Below are 17,330 nucleotides of genomic sequence, written 5' to 3' on the forward strand. Positions count from 1 at the left end.
TGGGAGCAAGCTCCCAAAAGTCCGCTCGACTTGCATGTATTAGGCACGCCGCCAGCGTTCGTCCTGAGCCAGGATCAAACTCTCCAATAAAGAGTATGAGTTAGCTCATAAAATTTGTTTTTAAAAACAACTAAAATTAACGTTGACGTTTTTGTTTGTTTAGTTTTCAAAGAGCAATTTGTTATCGCCATCAATCGGCGACTTTATTATGTTATCAGATTAGATAGAGAAAGTCAACAACTTTCTTTCGAATCTTTTCGATAAAATTCGCTGCCGTTTCGGCAACGGAATTAAATATAACATCTTAAATAATAAATAGCAAGAAGTTTTTAATATATTTTTTATAAAAGTATAAATATAAATTTACAATATAATAAAACAGCCATTTCTCCACAGTGTTTGGGAGATATGACTGCTAATTTTTAAAAGATAGGAAGTATAATGTTTCTGAACCTTGGCTAGTGTCCAGCTACAGCGCTAGCAAGGCGCTTCCGCTTTTTTATTAACGATGACGCATTAATGGAAATAACAAAACGTCACGAATAGAAGGTGAATTTGTTAACAGCATGACTAAGCGGTCAATACCAATACCTAGTCCTCCAGTCGGCGGCATACCGTACTCCAATGCTTCGACGAAGTCTTCATCCATTTCATGAGCTTCATCATTACCTTGTTCACGTTCCTTCAGCTGCGCCTCAAAACGCTGACGCTGATCGATTGGATCATTTAGCTCTGTGAAGGCATTCGCATGCTCACGACCAACAATAAATAATTCAAAGCGATCTGTAAAACGCGGATCTTCCGGATTTTTCTTTGCAAGAGGAGAGATTTCAACCGGATGACCATAAATAAATGTCGGCTGGATCAACTTGTCTTCTATTCTTTGTTCAAAGAATTCATTTACAATATGTCCATATTCCATCGTATCTTTGATCTCAATTCCGTTTTCTTTCGCTAATTGTTTAGCTTCTTCTGTAGTACTTACATTCCAGAAGTCAACACCGGTATATTCTTTAATGGCATCAACCATATGAAGTCTTTTCCACTGCGGTTTTAAATCCACTTCATATTCACCATATTGTACAGTTGTTGTACCTAATACCTCCTGTGCTACATGGGCAATTAAGTTTTCCGTTAATGCCATAATATCACGGTAATCTGCATATGCTTCATAAAGCTCAATCATTGTGAATTCAGGATTGTGGCGTGTTGATACCCCTTCATTACGGAATACACGGCCGATTTCATAAACCTTTTCCAGACCGCCGACAATCAGACGCTTTAAGTGAAGCTCAATCGCGATCCGCATGAATAATTCCATGTCTAATGCATTATGATGGGTAACAAACGGACGTGCAGCTGCTCCCCCGGCAATCGCATGCATCATCGGAGTCTCCACTTCCAGATAGCCATTTTGGTCAAGATAATTACGCATTGAGCGAATGATACGGCTTCTTGTTACAAAGGTTTCCTTACTCTCCTGACTCATGATTAAATCTAAGTAACGCTGACGATATCTTTGTTCTACATCTTTCAAGCCGTGGAATTTATCAGGCAGCGGACGCAGGGCTTTTGCTAGAACCTCAAAGCTTTGCGCTTTGATGGATAACTCACCCGTTTTTGTCCTGAACACATGACCTGTAATCCCAACAATATCTCCTAAATCAGCTATTTTAAAAACTTCATACTGTTCTTCGCCAACAGCATCCTGACGGACATAGATTTGAATTTGCCCGCTTAAATCCTGAATATGGGTAAACCCGGCTTTCCCTTTGCCGCGCTTTGTCATGATACGACCGGCTACAGTAGCAGTAATTTCCTTGCCTTCAAGCTCTTCATTTTCGAATTCACCGTACGTTTCGATAATCTCAGAGGCTAGATGCGTGCGTTCGAACCTTTTTCCGAACGGATCCAACCCTAAATCGCGTAATTTATCTAATTTCTCCCTTCTTACTTGCAATTGGTCATTTAATTCTTCATGACTCATTTATTTCATCTCCTAATAATAAATCTTTGTATGTAAACTATCTAAATTATCCGCTTCATTTTTTTGCATACTATATCATTTTACACAAACTAATGCCGACGTAAAAGTTCTAATAAAAAATTATTTCTAAATATAGCAAAAAACTGCCAGTAAATCTTAGACCGACAGTTTTATTATTCACCTTTAGACTTTCTCTTCACTCAAGATTATCCTACTTGTGTAGAGAGCGGCTTTTCTTCGACTTCTTCCACTAAACCATTTAACAGCAGCGCAAGATCTTCCCTTGTGTTGCATTCATTGATCGCATTTCTCACCTTCGCATTGCCATGGATGCCTTTTAAATACCACGCGGCATGCTTACGCATTTCTCTTACGGCAATGTGCTCTGATTTTAATCCAATCAATCTGTCAAGGTGTAAAAGGCATACATCAATTTTTTCCCGAGCGGAAGGTTCACCCATCAACTCTCCTGTTTCCAGGTATTTAATGGTGCGGTAAATCATCCAAGGATCCCCCAATGCCGCTCTTCCAATCATTACTCCGTCACAGCCGGTTTCCTCAAGCATCCGCTTGGCATCCTGAGGAGTCTGAACATCACCATTTCCGATAATCGGGATATCAACAGACTGCTTAACTTCACGAATTATGTCCCAATTGGCTTTGCCCTCGTACATTTGTACACGTGTACGGCCGTGCATAGACACCGCTTGACCACCGGCACGCTGTACAGCCCGCGCATTGCGGACAGCATAAATATGATCTTCATCCCAGCCCATACGCATCTTTACTGTTACCGGTTTATCAACTGCATCTACTACCGCCGCAACCATCTCATAAATTTTATCAGGATCTAAGAGCCATTTTGCTCCAGCATCACATTTTGTAATCTTCGGCACCGGACAGCCCATATTAATATCGATGATATCCGCATTCGTATTTTCGTCTACAAATTTTGCTGCTTCTACAAGAGATTCTTTCCCGCCGCCAAATATTTGCAGACTGAGCGGTTTTTCCCGCTCATCGATATAGAGCATGTTTAATGTTTTTTCATTCTTAAATACAATTCCTTTATCACTTACCATTTCCGCACAAACAAGCCCTGCACCAAACTCCTTAACGGTTAAGCGGAATGCAGAGTTGCATACGCCGGCCATTGGAGCTAACACGACAGGGTTTTTCATTTCGATATTCCCTATTTTTAACATCCGTGAATCTCCCTTTTGTTTATTCAGCTCCACTTTCCCCTTCTGGTGGAGCTAATTCATTCTTGCTTATATGAAGTACATCGATTATTTGTTCAATTAGTTGTGTTTCAGGCATTCGATTTCCTCTCTCAATCTCACCAATCACCGAAATCGAAACACCTAATTCCTTTGCAAAACCTTCTTGAGTATAACCTTTCAGTTTGCGAAAAGCGCGAATACGTCTTCCCCATTTCTCTGCTTCCATATTCGTACCCCTCCTCTATCAGGTAACTCGTGCGCCAATTCACACAACGGCTTATCGCCAGCCGGCAGCGTGATGTTCGGACAGATCTCTAATAGCGGTATGACGACAAAGGATCTTTCATGCAGCCGGGGATGAGGGACAATCAATCTCTCAGTTAATATATTTTCATCATTATACAGCAAAATGTCAATGTCTATTGTTCTTGGACCCCATCTAATTTCCCTCTTTCTCCCAAGAACCTGTTCCGCTTCCATGCAGGCATCTAATAATTCAAAGGAGGAAAGCTGCGTCCTTACTTCAATCACCATATTCAAAAATAATTCCTGTTCTTCGTACCCGACCGGATCTGTCTCATAAATAGATGAAACATTTACCACTGATATAGGATATCGCTTGCTTAAATTTTTAATCGCAGATTCCAAGTAACCGCTGCGGTTTCCTATATTGGATCCGAGCGAAAGAAAGGCTGTTTGTTCCACGTTATCCCCTACTCCTTTTTATCTCTACGGCAACTGATTGAAAATGCCCTGGAATGGGAGGATCCGGCTTAATCACCTTTACCGTGACAGCTTTGATTTTATTGAAATTATTTAATATTTGCTGGGCAATTTTTTCAGCCAAGGATTCAATCAGGCTGTATGGTTCTCCTTCGACCACCTTTTTACAAACTTCAAACAAATCAACATAGCTGACTGATTCATTCAAATCATCCGTTAGACCGGCAGCTTCGAGATCAGCCTCTGCTATTAAATCAACAATAAACCGCTGACCAAGAACATTTTCTTCCGGCAGCACTCCATGATATCCATAGAACTGCATTTGATTGACATAAATTTTATCCAAAGTCTTCAACCTTCCCCATCAGCGCATCCATCATTTTCGCCATTCTGCTTATTTCCTTTACATCATGAACACGAACAATTTGACAACCCTGTTGGATGCCGAAGCAGACTGCTGCTCCCGTACCTTCCATGCGTTCAGTTACTGGAAGATCCAGTACTGCACCAATCATCCGTTTTCGTGATGGTCCTAATAAGACAGGATAGCCAAGAGCTGTAAAGGTATCCAAATTGCGCATCATTTCCAGATCCCTTGCTGCGTTCTTGGCAAAGCCGATACCCGGGTCGATAATAATCTGTTCATCCTGAACGCCCGCTGCTCTGGCTATGGCAATACTTTCATACATGTCATTCAAGCAGTCCCTGAAGAAGGACTGATAATGTTCATTGTCCCGATTATGCTGTAAAATGATTGGAACAGAAAGGTCAGCCGCAACCTTGGCCATATTCGGATCCGCTTTAGCCCCCCAAATATCATTAATGATATGCGCTCCGGAATTTATTGCTTGTCTTGCTGTTTCTGCCTTGAAGGTATCTACGGACAGCACAACAGGTACCTCACGTGTAATTGCCTCGATAAATGGAATAATCCGTTCAAGTTCTTCTTCCACTGAAATAGGCGTATATCCGGGACGGGTTGACTCTCCGCCAATATCAATAATGTCAGCACCACAATCGACCAGTTCCTGCGCTCTTCGAACAGCCTGAACAAGCTGATTATATTTTCCCCCATCCGAAAAGGAATCGGGAGTCACATTTAAAATCCCCATAATAAGGGTCTTCTTTCCATAATCAAGTGTATAAGAACCGCAGTGAATCATATTATTCGCCATCAATCATCTCTCCTGTATTTCACATCTAAGATTTAGGAATATCATAATTAATAATAATAACGTAAACTCATTTTCAATGCAAAAAGAGACAACAGTCCTCGGACAGTTGTCTCTTTTTCTTAAGCTTAGCTTTTCTTACTCAGCATCAAATTGATATAATGCAGTACTTAAGTAACGTTCACCGTTATCTGGAATAATCGCCACGACTTTTTTGCCTTTTCCTAGCTTTTTAGCCACTTCAAGAGCTGCATAGATAGCAGCACCAGCTGAAATACCGCCTAGAATTCCTTCTTGGCTTGCTACTTGACGGGCAGCACCAAATGCTTGCTCAGTCGTTACAGTGATTACTTCATTGTAAATTTCAGTGTTTAATACTTCAGGAATAAATCCAGCACCAATTCCTTGAAGTTTATGCGGACCTGATTTTCCTTCAGAAAGTATAGGAGAATCAGTTGGTTCTACGGCATAGATTTGGATGTCAGGATATTTTTCTTTTAATACTTCACCAGCACCTGTGATTGTACCGCCTGTTCCAATTCCTGCAACAAAGGCATCTAATCCGTCTGGGAATTGCTCAACAAGCTCTTTACCAGTTGTTAATCTATGAATTTCAGGGTTTGCTTCGTTTTCGAATTGCTGTGGCAGAAAATAGCCGTTTTCTTGAGCCAATTCTTCAGCTTTTGCAATTGCCCCCTTCATTCCAGCAGGTCCAGGAGTTAAAACTAATTGTGCACCATAAGCACGAAGCAGGTTACGGCGTTCTAAGCTCATTGTTTCAGGCATTACAATAACAGATTTATAGCCCTTTGCCGCAGCAATCCATGTTAAACCGATTCCAGTGTTACCGCTTGTAGGCTCAATAATCGTTCCGCCTGGTTTTAAAGCGCCGCTTTTTTCAGCAGCTTCAATCATCGCTAAAGCGATACGGTCCTTTACACTGCTTCCTGGATTGAAATATTCTAATTTTAAGTATACATCTGCACTGTTGTCATCCACTACTCTATTTAATTTTACTACAGGAGTTTGACCGATTAATTCGGCAATTGAATTTGCATTTTTAGCCATTGATGATAGCACCCTTTCTTAATCCGACTATATTTATATGATTAATTGATTGATTCAAATTTAGCAAGAATCTCTGCCAATGTCAACCATTTTAATTGGAAAAGTATAAATTTCTTATAATTATATGTATAAACCAGTTAGCTCAATCTAAGACTTGCATTTTTTATGAGAAAAAAGTGGCCCTTCAGCCACCTTTCATTCTTTGCATAGTATTTACTTTGATTCCTTCTTTAATTCCTCTAATTCTTCTGCGCTAAAAAGATATTTCTCATTGCAAAAATGGCAGTGTACTTCGGCCTTGCCGTCTGTATCAATCATATCTTGTATTTCTGCCCGGCCCAGACCGATTATCGCATTGCCAAACCGTTCTTTTGAACATGTACATGTAAAAGAAACAGGAATTTTTTCAAGGAATTTGATTTGGTCCTTTTCTAAAACAACAGCTAATAATTCTTCAGGAGTCAATCCCTTTTCGATTAACTTCGATACCGGCTCCATACTGCTCAGGCTATTTTCGATTTTTGTAATCGTTTCGTCATCCGTACCCGGCATTAACTGAATAATAAAGCCGCCGGCAGCTAGGATTGAATTATCAGGGTTCACTAATACACCTACCCCCACGGATGAAGGGACCTGCTCTGAGGAAGCGAAGTAGTAGGTGAAATCTTCACCAAGCTCTCCTGAAACAAGAGGTATCTGCCCAGTGAAATAATCACGAAGCCCGATGTCCTTTACGACACTCAGCATGCCTTGTGTGCCGACGGCTCTTCTAACATCTAATTTTCCACTTTCATTCAAATCAAAATGAACCTGCGGGTTTGAAACATAGCCTCGGACTTCCCCTTTTGCATTGCTGTCGACTAGAATATGTCCAATCGGACCTCCGCCTTCGATTTTGACGGTTATTTGATCATCACCTTGCAGCATAGCTCCCATCATGACAGACGCTGTCATCGCCCTGCCCAGTGCAGCAGAAGCTGTAGGCCATGTCATATGGCGTTTTTGTGCTTCATTCACTGTTTCTGTGCTGCGGACAGCATACGCACGGATTTGACCATTATAGGCAAGCGCCTTAACTAAATAATCCCCCATCTTCGTTCTCCTTTCATTTTAAAGCGTAAGCGCTGTAGCTGGATACCAGCCTCATTCCATACCTTATGCTTTCTTATCCTTAAGACAAATATTTACTTCTTCATATTTTCCAGGTTCCGATGATAAATAAGCAGAAGTCCCTTTAAAGTTAAATACGGATCGACGATATCAATACATGTCGATTCATCGGCAATAAGCTGCGCCAATCCACCGGTCGCAATCACAGTTGGATTTACTTTGCTTTCTGCCTTCATTCGTTTAACCAGCCCTTCAACTTGTCCTACATAACCAAATAGTACGCCGGACTGCATGGCCGCAACTGTATTTTTACCAATCACACTTTCCGGACGGGTGATTTCAATTCTTGGCAGTTTGGAAGCCCTTGTATATAAAGCCTCGGTTGATATCCCAATCCCCGGAGCAATTGCCCCGCCAATATATTGCTTATCCTCATTGATATAGCAATAAGTCGTAGCGGTACCAAAATCAACGATAATTAACGGACTGCCATATTCATGAATAGCCGCAGTTGCATTGACGATTCGGTCGGCACCAACTTCTCTTGGATTGTCCGATTTAATATTTAATCCGGTCTTTGTTCCCGGGCCAACAATAAATGGTTTTACATGAAAGTAATTCTGACACATTTTTTCTAATGAGAACATAATCGGCGGTACTACCGAAGAAATAATAATTCCTTTAATATCTGAAAAAGACAAACCGGCATAGTCAAATAATGATTTGATCATCATTCCGTACTCATCACCTGTCCGATTGCGATGTGTTTCGATCCGCCAATGATGCTTTAATTCATCACCATCGTATGCTCCTAATACTATATTCGTATTTCCTACATCAATTACAAAGATCAACGATTTTCACCACTTTTTCTATTATTCGGATATATTACTGCAACATCATACCATAGCTAAGAGGACGCATACACTAGTCCTTGATTAAACCTTGTAAGATTGCTCCAAATTTAATGATAAAAAGGTGCTCTGTAGCGAGCACCTTTTTAATCATCATTATTTTTCTTTTGAATCAGGATTATCTCCTGAATTTAATCCTTCAATCGCATTGGGTACGATGTTTCCTGTAAGCTCATCATCATCTTTCTTACTGATGTTCACTTTTACATCAGCGCCCTGCTTTCCGTCTTTAGTCAGTGCCACTTTACGTTCCGGCAGTGTACCATGGTCAGCAAGATGTCTAATTTGTTCAGCATCCAAAGTTTCAACTTCAAGTAATGTATTGGCAATAACATTAAGCTTCTCACGATTTTCGGTAAGCACCTTTCTTGCCTTTTCATAACATTCTTTGATGATCCGTTGAATTTCGAGGTCAATTTCATAGGCAATCGCGTCTGAATAATTTTGCTCATTATGGAAGTCGCGTCCTAAGAATACCTGTCCGCCCTGAGCCTGTCCAAATTGCAGCGGTCCAAGCTTATCACTCATACCGAACTCTGTCACCATACGGCGGGCAATACCTGTTGCGCGCTGGAAGTCGTTATGAGCTCCAGTACTAACTTCACCAAAGACAATCTCCTCTGAAACACGTCCGCCAAGCAGACCGACAATTTTATCCAGCAGCTCCGGCTTTGTCATAAAGAAGCGGTCTTCTTTTGGAAGCATTACCGCATAACCGCCTGCCTGCCCGCGAGGGACAATTGTTACTTTATGAACGATTTCAGCATTATCGAGCATTAAACCGATAACTGTGTGACCTGCTTCATGGAATGCCACGATCCTTCTTTCCTTTTCAGAGATAACACGGCTCTTTTTGGCAGGTCCGGCAATGACTCTGTCTGTAGCTTCATCGATATCTTCCATATCGACCTTTTTCTTATTTCGACGAGCTGCCACAAGGGCTGCTTCATTCAATAGATTTTCCAAATCAGCACCTGAGAATCCTGGTGTACGCTGCGCAATAGCCTTTAAGTTAACAGCTTCATCAAGTGGTTTATTGCGTGCATGGACCTTTAATACCGCTTCACGTCCGTTTACATCAGGACGGTCCACCGTAATTTGACGGTCGAAACGGCCTGGACGAAGAAGTGCTGGATCCAAAATGTCAGGACGGTTTGTTGCAGCAATAATGATGATTCCCTCATTAGCGCCAAATCCATCCATTTCAACAAGCAATTGATTTAATGTCTGTTCACGTTCATCATGTCCGCCGCCAAGACCAGCGCCGCGCTGGCGTCCAACAGCATCAATTTCATCGATGAAAATGATACAAGGGGCATTTTTTTTCGCTGTTTCAAATAGGTCACGCACACGCGATGCCCCTACCCCGACAAACATTTCAACGAAATCCGAACCACTGATGGAGAAGAACGGTACTCCCGCTTCCCCTGCTACAGCACGGGCCAGCAATGTTTTACCTGTCCCTGGAGGTCCAACAAGAAGGACACCCTTTGGAATTCTGGCTCCCAGTTCGGAGAATTTTCTTGGATCTTTTAAGAATTCAACCACTTCAACGAGTTCTTGCTTCTCCTCATCTGCTCCTGCTACATCTTTAAAGCGGACCTTCTTCTTGTCCTCGTTGTATAGCTTGGCTTTACTTTTACCAAAGTTCATAACCCGGCTTCCGCCGCCTTGAGCTTGGTTTAACAGGAAGAAGAATAAGATAAAGATAATGATAAACGGAATAATAGATGTAAAGAAAGTCACCCATCCGCTTGTCTCTTTCGCAGGCAGCACATCCAATTTCAATTGTGGAACATCCCCTGCCAGCGTTTGAATGCGCTCAATTTCACTATCGCTGTTTGTAACATAAGTGATAAAATATTTATCTTTCTCATATCCGTTAAGCTGTCCGCGAATCTCCAGCACACCGCGTTCCGGCTGCATGGTCATGCTGGTAACCTTATCTTGTTCAAGGTTTTGAATAAATTCATTATAGGTTATATTTTGCGTAGGCTTGCTTCCGCCATTAAAGAAACTAACAACGCCGATAATAACTAGAAAAATTAATAAATAAAAGATGGTATTACGGAAAATCCGATTCATCCCTTACCTCCTCCCACGGTCAAGAAACTATAGAGTATAGTAACATAGAAAATAATAGTAATACAAGGAATTACACTTCTATACAGTAGTTATTTAAATATTGCGGTGTACATGTCAAGAAGAATTTAACGGTCTTAATTGCCGCTGCTATATACGTATGGCTTTAGAATACCAATATATGGCAGATTACGGTACTTTTCAGCATAATCAAGCCCATATCCAACAACAAAGGCATCAGGGACAATGAATCCTGCATAATCCGCTTTAATATCAGCCTTGCGTCCTGTCGGCTTATCCAGCAGGGTTACAATTTTGACCGATTTCGCTTTCCGATATTGGAAAAGCTGAACGAGATAGCTGAGTGTCAACCCGCTGTCAATAATATCCTCAACAATGAGAATATCGCGTCCTTCTACAGAGGTATTCAAATCTTTGACAATTTTCACTTCTCCTGAGGAAACCGTTGAATGACCATAGCTGGAAACATCCATAAAGTCCATTTCCAAAAATACGTCGATACGTTTAATTAAATCTGACATGAACGGCATAGCACCTTTTAATACACCTATAACAAGAGGAAATTTGTCTTGATAGTCCTCTGTTAATTGTACCCCCAGTTCCCTTACTTTATTTTGAATTTCCTCCTCTGATAGTAATACCTTCTCAATATCATTCTTCATCTTTTTCGTATGCCTCCTAGAAGTAATTGCGCCTATTGTTGATGCCCCGCCCTCTTATATGTGAAGAGCAGCGCCTTTGTTCCTTTTTCATAATCCATTTCCATAGCAGATTTTTTTAATCCAGGAAGCCACAGGATTTGACCATTTCCGTCTGTTACAACCGGCCAGCTTCCCCTTTGCTCTAAAGGTATTTTCTCGTCAATGAAGATAGACTTAATTTTCCGTGTGCCCTTCATCCCTTTTAAGCTCATTCGGTCTCCCGGCTCTCTGGTCCTGATCACGATAGGGAAAGCAGCATCCTCAGGATTCATTTTGAAGGTGTACGGACCCAAGTTATGAAGTTCTGGCACATGATCCGTTTCCTCAAGAATGATGGAGTCCCCATTAGGCAGAATGCATACACCCGGCGAATCGAGCTCAACATGGAATTCCTCTGTCTGGATAGAATCAAAACAAAAGTGACAAATACGATAGGAACGAATAACCTTTAATCCATCTGGAAAATCCAAACTTCCTGATGGATGGGGTCCTTCGATGAGAGAAAAAAAGTGCTCAATATGTATAGCAGACAGGGATTCGGGCCTTTTTTCGGACCTTTTTTCATAAAGATAATTTAATATTAGTTGAACGACTCTTCTTTGTAAAGGAATCGCCATATCCTGAAAAGCGTTAATATCAATGGTTACGAGACCTTCCTGCTTGTCTTTACATACTGTACTCATTTTTTGCAGCGCTAATTCCTGTAAAAATTGTTCATCCTCCTGGAGCTCTTCGCTGAATCGCTGAAAATGCTCATGAACACGGGAATTTTCCCTCTGCAAAAATGGTACAACATATTTTCTGAATCGGTTTCGGAGATACACGTCCTTCTCATTACTGGGGTCTCGCCGGGGATTTAACTGATTTTCACCGCAATAACGCTCAATTTCGTCTCGATTCAAGCATAAAAAAGGTCTGACAATATAACCGTTCTGGAAAGGTCTGAGAAAGGGAATCCCTGCCCGTGCGGCTCCCGAACTGCCGCGTGTTAATCTCATCAGCATGGTTTCAATCTGATCATCTCCATGATGTGCCAGAACTAGATAGTCAAGCCGCAATTCCTTCATGACCTTTGCAAAAAACTGATAGCGGCATTCTCTTGAGGATACTTGTGAGCTTTTCCCAGATTCCTTCATATACTCTGGAACATTCATTCTAGTCATGCGAAAAGGGATGCCCCGCACCGCACAGAACGCTTCAACAAATTTAGCCTCGTTATAAGATTCCATCCCTCTAAACATATGATCAACATGTGCAACGGTAATAGAAAAATCATATTGTTCCTGCTGTTTCCAAAGATAATGCAGCAGCGCTAGTGAATCAGGTCCGCCTGATACACCTACAAGTAATCGCTTCCCATTCAAAATAAACCTTTTTTGCTTTAAAAAAGACTCCACTTTCTCTTCTACCATGACACATTCTTCCTTACTATTAAACATATAGTTTATTTCCCCATATATTTCATGGGTTTCTAGGTATATCCTCTAGCATATCATGTTTATTGAGAACACCCAAAGCTTGAACCCTAACTTTTTTGTATTTTTTCTGACCTGCATACTCCATAACCAGGGGGTACAATTTTCCTAAATGAGCTGGCCAAACATATATATGACATAAAAGGAAATAACGATGAGAAAGATAATAACAGTCTCCATGATACCGCCCTTTTTCCTCTTATGCTGCTGACGTTTCGCACTTACCTTCTTTGTCGTTCTCGACTGCTGTACAACCGAGCGGGCTGCGGGCTGTTCTTTATTGACCGCTGCAAGCAGTTCCCTTCTCATTTGAGCAGCGCTTTGATAGTGCCCCTGAAAGGCATGCAGGATGATCTTTTCATACCCTTTTAGCACGTCCTTTTGTTTAACCATCCAGGTTAATTGTGACAGACCGCCTTCACTTTTGTTAAACCGCTTTGGATAAACCGTATTCATCATAATCATTGCGACAGCGAATAAGTCATAACCGGGGTCAGCCTTACGCGAACCAAGTCCCCAATAACCCCTGTCGTAAAACTCGGTAAATTCCTTGATGGCACGGCCCCTTAATGTGGTACCGCCTACATCAATGCAGCGCACCTGCACCGGTGGTCCTGTAACAATAATATTTTCCGGCTTTAAATCGCCGAATACCCAGCCGCTTTGATGCAGCTTCTCTAAGTCATTCAGCAGCTGCAGCATCAGTACAGGAAGCCAGGCATGCCCCTTTTGTTCTATAAAGGTCAGCAAATCGGGACCTTGTATATACTCCATCACATAAAAAGGAATATTTCCGCTTTTTGTTACCCAATCATCAACATCAAGCAAAGAAGGTCCAAGTGCCGATGCTTGGACCTTTGCAAAAGATTTAAGTACGTTGACCTCTAAAGTGATAGAGGCACCGTTACTGCTCATTTTCAGCGCGGCATACTGATGATTTCGCCTTACAAGATAAACCACCCCATTCGCCCCATATCCTAATTCCTTAATAAGGGTATAGCAATTTTTATGCCATTTGCCTTCAATCAGAGTTCCAGGTGCTGCTTTACACTGATTCTTCATAGAATTCATCATCAGACAGCATACTCCTTAATGAACGTTTTTTTCTGAAGTAGTTAAGGGCTTCACTTAAGGCTGGTCCTGTTGGTGTGATTCCGCCGGTAGACAACTTAGAGAAGATTCCTGTTAATGATTCAAGCCTAGGTGTCCAGTCGAGCAGTTTTTCCACCTCATTGTTTTTCCCGGGAAATATAAACACCGAAAAACGGTTTTCCCCTGTCCGTGCATTTAAACTTAAAGAGAGATCAAGGAGTGCTTCCTTCACGGTCTGCAGCTTCTCCTTCATACTTGCACTCGTATCAACAAGAATAAGGACCTCAAGCTCGACAGTTTCTCCTAGTTCGTCGACTACCTCCATGATTTCGCCTCTTTTCTCCGGCGGGAGATCCTCCATCGTCTGTGAACGCCCGAGAATTTGCTTTAGTTCCTGATTGACTAGTCCTTGGAGCGTCTGTGTCATTGCCTTTCTTGTCACCATCTGAACGGTTTGCGAGAGATTATAAGTATAAACAATTTGGCTTACCCCGCCTCCGGACATAGAGATTTCCTCAATTTCCTTCATTGCCTTTTCATCTATCACATCATGTTCCATGACACCAATAACATTTACCGTAATACCCTGTTCCCTGGCCAGTGCCGCTTTTGCCACCGGGTCATCTCCCTGGTTTGAACATCCATCCGTAATTAATAGGATTTGCTTTAAAGTTCCTTTTCTCAATGGAATTCCCCTCCATAAGTGAATTGTTACCATTTTCGACTGTATGGAGGGGAATTATACCTATCGCTATTTAATTTGCCTTTTGCCTGTATTTCAGAACGGGGATCGATGCCCATTTAGGTGTATTATGCTTAATTTTTGCGACAACAACAGTCATATCATCCGCAATTTGTCCGGACCGTGAACGAATGACCTCTTCTATAATTAAATCCGCCACTTCCTGCGGATTTTCCGTTTTCAATTCGGTAATTTTCCGTTTCATCCATATGTCATAATTCTCGACATGCTTCGGTCCTTCAAAGACCCCGTCACTCATCATAATGAGCAAATCTCCTGCTTTCAGTTGTTCGCTGACGACATCAACCTCCAATTCCTGAATGATCCCTATCGGGAGATTATTTGCCTGAATTTTAATGACTCTATCTCCTCTCTTAATGAAGCTGGGAATAGAGCCAATCTTCAGAAATTTGGTAGCAGCATTTTGTAAATCAATCATCGCCAAATCCAGAGTAGAAAAAATCTCATCCGTTGTCCTCAATGACAAGACGGAATTAACCGATTTAATCGCCACCTTCTCCTCGATCCCTGATTGCAGTATTTTTTGCAATAACTGCAGCGTTTCCTGGCTTTCTATATGGGCACGCTCTCCATTTCCCATTCCGTCGCTGATGGCAATGGCATATTTCCCTCCGCCTAATTCAATCGTTGAATAGCTGTCACCGGAGATTAAACCGCCGTCTTTAGCTGCGTGAGCCACCCCTGTTTCAATCGAATAGGTCTTGGCCGAGCGGAACGTGACATGATAAATGCTAGTTGAATCCGGTGCGTAGGCCTCTTTATTCACCAAAATATTCTCGCCTAAAATATCAGAAAGCATTGGAGCAATAATTTTTTCACATTCTCCATGTCCTTCATAGCCCGGCAGTGTCATTTCAATATCGACATTACCTGGTTCAAGACTGTACACATCCACGTTTTCAATTTCGATGCCAAAATCCTGAAGTGCCTCCAGAATTAACTCTTCTTGCCTGTGATGGTTTTCCCTTTCTCTTTGAATCTCCTTCGCGAAATTCTCCATCACTTCAGATACTCCTAATAATTGATCAGCCACCAGTTTTCTTGATTCCTTCACCTGCTTTTTCAACCTTTGATTGGCCTGATGAAAGGTTAACTCCTGATCCATCACCTCGATTACCTTCTTCGGCTTAATACAATAAGTTTCAAAATCACGGTATAGTTTTTGCGAGACCCCCTCTTCTCTTTGCTCCATTTCCAGCATAATTTGTTTCATATAATCATAAGTTGTAGTAAAGTGCTTTGACCAGCATTTATCCTTCCGGTGGCATAACTGGCATGTCTTTTCCGTTACATTGCCGAGGAAGTAGTCCAGTTCGCGGTCAATATCATCGAATTCCATTTTTTCATCCTGACTTGAAAAGCTATTAGAAAGCGCCTGGAAGACGCTTGAAAACTGCGCCACTCTTTGCGCCGTAACATCCCTCATTTTTCGCATATATACCTGCTGTTCCTGTGTATGCTCCGCTGTCCCGGGAATATATTTGGCCAGTTTAGAAGTAAGACTATTAGGGGTTAGGAAAAATAAAAGAACCGCTGCAGTGGATTCTGAAATGGTTTTAACAAGGTTGGCGCTGCCGTCACCATACATTCCCAAGAGTAAAGTGGCAATGAACAGACCAATAGCCACACCTATTTTTTGCCCCTCTTTTAACAGACCTCCGAGCAGTCCCGAGAATGCCAGCAAACTCATATGAAAGAAGCTTGAAACACTGGCCAGGCTGAAGATCAGTCCTGTCACAACACCGACGGTTGAACCTACAGTTGCCCCCGCAACAAACGCAAAGAGGATAACAAGATAACGGGAAAAAATATGTTCAACCGAAAGATTATAAATCGACCAGCCAATCGTCCCGGTCATGACAGATGCCAGCAGAATAATTAAACAGACAATTTCCTCTGTCTTTAATGACTGTCTTCTTTTGGTAATCGACAGCAATGGAAGGCTCTGCAGGAAAATTAAGGTCAAAATAAAACCTAATCCTGCCTCTACCCCTGCCATGATTAAATCATAAAAGGCGATCGTCCCATTAAAGAAATATCCCTCAGCAAGACCTCCCAGCAGAATAATAGATAATACATAGAATGGGATCATTTTGACTTCATTTTTCAGCCACTTTCTTGTAACCCGGTAAACAATTAAATAGAGAATCGTTAAGGCAAATGTTGATACAGCATCCCGGATTGACAAAGTTGCAGCCCCGGCAACTAATCCAACCAAGGCTATAGGGGCACGATCACGTCTGATTAAATACACAGCAGCAAAGAAAGGAATACTAAATGGGGTTAATTTCGCTAAGATTAAGGCTCGTCCGAGTAGAAAACCGATTAACAACAGAATATAGGCTTTTTTGAGGAAGATTGTTTCAAGCTTAGATTGAATATTTATGAAAGGGTTATCAAACTTAAACTTAGCTTTGCTGAAATCTACTTCACGCATAGGTTCCATGAAACTCCGCTCTACCTTTTCCACATAGCTTCACTCCCTGTTAAAGATACTGTTGCTAAACATTATAAGAGATTCGTAACTTAAAAGTTTGTCAAAACGAGAGAGAGCTGCCTGATTTTTGTTCGACGCTATTCAGCGTAATCACTGAAAAGGAAACAGATTTATATATATTCAGTAAAAAAGCCCTTCGATATTGTGAAAATATCGTATATATTCCCCGGGTTTTGTTTTCTCTATTATTTTGCGTGTTAAATAGTATCTTGCTCTGGAATGATAGAGTGACCTGATCTATTGTGAAACAAAAAAAAGACCTCTAATTAATAGTAGAAGTCTTCTTTTGCTGTTCATTTTATTTTATAGCGGCGGAGGGGATCGAACCCCCGACCTTACGGGTATGAACCGTACGCTCTAGCCAGCTGAGCTACACCGCCGTAATACATTTTACGACACAATATATATCATACAGAGAAAACATGTCGATGTCAATAAAAAACATGGATTCACTATATAACCACTGCCACAATAGAAAGGTTCTTTTAAAGAGCTGCTTGTC

Annotated in this window: 15 protein-coding genes, 1 tRNA gene and 1 rRNA gene; all 17 read right to left on the reverse strand. The window is 41.5% G+C overall.

Translation table 11 applies throughout. The features are described 5' to 3' along the window. Positions 1-90 (reverse strand): 16S ribosomal RNA (locus tag HNR53_RS20000); the annotation flags it as partial. Between the two features lie 412 nt (positions 91-502). Beyond that, complete coding sequence (gene lysS / locus HNR53_RS20005) at positions 503-1,987, reverse strand: lysine--tRNA ligase (protein ID WP_184529407.1); 1,485 nt, start codon at positions 1,985-1,987, stop codon at positions 503-505. Positions 1,988-2,193: 206 nt separating this feature from the next. After that, a complete protein-coding gene (dusB, locus tag HNR53_RS20010; RefSeq protein ID WP_184529409.1) occupies positions 2,194-3,192 on the reverse strand; it encodes a tRNA dihydrouridine synthase DusB in 999 nt (332 codons plus the stop codon). A gap of 19 nt (positions 3,193-3,211) precedes the next feature. After that, positions 3,212-3,436 (reverse strand): helix-turn-helix domain-containing protein, encoded by a 225-nt coding sequence (locus HNR53_RS20015; protein WP_184529411.1) that lies wholly within the window; start codon positions 3,434-3,436, stop codon positions 3,212-3,214. Beyond that, positions 3,388-3,915, reverse strand: coding sequence for a 2-amino-4-hydroxy-6-hydroxymethyldihydropteridine diphosphokinase (gene folK, locus HNR53_RS20020; RefSeq protein ID WP_184529413.1), 528 nt, complete (start codon positions 3,913-3,915; stop codon positions 3,388-3,390). Before folK ends, HNR53_RS20015 begins: the two co-directional genes overlap by 49 nt. A 1-nt stretch (position 3,916) precedes the next feature. After that, complete coding sequence (gene folB, locus HNR53_RS20025) at positions 3,917-4,279, reverse strand: dihydroneopterin aldolase (protein WP_184529415.1); 363 nt, start codon at positions 4,277-4,279, stop codon at positions 3,917-3,919. Then, positions 4,272-5,108: a dihydropteroate synthase gene (folP, locus tag HNR53_RS20030; RefSeq protein WP_184529417.1), complete on the reverse strand. Its 837-nt coding sequence runs from the start codon at positions 5,106-5,108 to the stop codon at positions 4,272-4,274. Before folP ends, folB begins: the two co-directional genes overlap by 8 nt. Positions 5,109-5,243: 135 nt before the next feature. Next, positions 5,244-6,173, reverse strand: coding sequence for a cysteine synthase A (gene cysK / locus HNR53_RS20035; RefSeq protein WP_184529419.1), 930 nt, complete (start codon positions 6,171-6,173; stop codon positions 5,244-5,246). A gap of 213 nt (positions 6,174-6,386) precedes the next feature. After that, on the reverse strand, positions 6,387-7,265 hold the full coding sequence (gene hslO, locus HNR53_RS20040; protein WP_184529421.1) for an Hsp33 family molecular chaperone HslO: 879 nt from the start codon (positions 7,263-7,265) through the stop codon (positions 6,387-6,389). A gap of 92 nt (positions 7,266-7,357) precedes the next feature. Continuing rightward, positions 7,358-8,137: a type III pantothenate kinase gene (locus HNR53_RS20045; protein ID WP_184529423.1), complete on the reverse strand. Its 780-nt coding sequence runs from the start codon at positions 8,135-8,137 to the stop codon at positions 7,358-7,360. Between the two features lie 156 nt (positions 8,138-8,293). Then, the gene (ftsH, locus tag HNR53_RS20050; RefSeq protein WP_184529425.1) at positions 8,294-10,282 is read right to left on the reverse strand and encodes an ATP-dependent zinc metalloprotease FtsH; all 1,989 of its coding nucleotides are present in this window, start codon (positions 10,280-10,282) and stop codon (positions 8,294-8,296) included. Between the two features lie 134 nt (positions 10,283-10,416). Continuing rightward, entirely contained in the window at positions 10,417-10,962 is a 546-nt protein-coding gene (hpt, locus tag HNR53_RS20055; RefSeq protein WP_184529427.1) for a hypoxanthine phosphoribosyltransferase, read from the reverse strand. Positions 10,963-10,994: 32 nt separating this feature from the next. Next, positions 10,995-12,440 carry a tRNA lysidine(34) synthetase TilS gene (gene tilS, locus HNR53_RS20060; RefSeq protein WP_246439713.1) on the reverse strand — a complete coding sequence of 482 codons (1,446 nt, stop codon included), beginning with the start codon at positions 12,438-12,440 and terminating at the stop codon, positions 10,995-10,997. A gap of 144 nt (positions 12,441-12,584) precedes the next feature. Then, positions 12,585-13,553: a serine/threonine protein kinase gene (locus HNR53_RS20065; RefSeq protein WP_281391882.1), complete on the reverse strand. Its 969-nt coding sequence runs from the start codon at positions 13,551-13,553 to the stop codon at positions 12,585-12,587. After that, entirely contained in the window at positions 13,522-14,253 is a 732-nt protein-coding gene (locus HNR53_RS20070) for a VWA domain-containing protein (RefSeq protein ID WP_184529431.1), read from the reverse strand. The genes HNR53_RS20065 and HNR53_RS20070 overlap by 32 nt, the downstream gene beginning before the upstream one ends. 70 nt (positions 14,254-14,323) lie before the next feature. Beyond that, on the reverse strand, positions 14,324-16,801 hold the full coding sequence (spoIIE, locus tag HNR53_RS20075) for a stage II sporulation protein E (RefSeq protein ID WP_184529433.1): 2,478 nt from the start codon (positions 16,799-16,801) through the stop codon (positions 14,324-14,326). Positions 16,802-17,134: 333 nt separating this feature from the next. Beyond that, positions 17,135-17,208: transfer RNA gene (locus HNR53_RS20080), tRNA-Met, on the reverse strand. Positions 17,209-17,330 lie beyond the last annotated feature (122 nt).

It is taken from the genome of Bacillus benzoevorans (assembly GCF_014207535.1).
In the GTDB taxonomy this organism is placed as follows: Bacteria; Bacillota; Bacilli; order Bacillales; family Cytobacillaceae; genus Bacillus_BD; species Bacillus_BD benzoevorans.